Consider the following 255-nt stretch of genomic DNA (forward strand, 5'->3'; position numbering starts at 1 on the left):
AGCTTTTTCTTCCCGTGCAAAACGGCCTGATATCGCGTTCGAGTATATTGTTGTCGATCGGAACCCGGCCATCACTGGTGTAGCGGACCAGATAATCCCATTGGTTCAGCGTATAGGAGATGGCCCTACCGAGCTTGCTTTTGGGTGCAATCTTCCCGGATATTTTTTCGAGCCATTGCCTGAAGGCAATCAACACCGGCACACTATGCTGCTGGCGCAACCGGAATGTATAGGCGTGGCGTGTTTCCCCGTCAC

1 protein-coding gene is annotated in these 255 nt (G+C 52.5%); it reads right to left on the reverse strand.

The window, feature by feature from the left end:
* On the reverse strand, positions 1–255 hold a 255-nt coding region (locus tag QSJ70_RS27610; RefSeq protein ID WP_285541401.1), incomplete at both ends, for an IS66 family transposase.

The sequence above is a fragment of the Brucella sp. NBRC 12950 genome, from assembly GCF_030268145.1.
GTDB lineage: Bacteria > Pseudomonadota > Alphaproteobacteria > Rhizobiales > Rhizobiaceae > Brucella.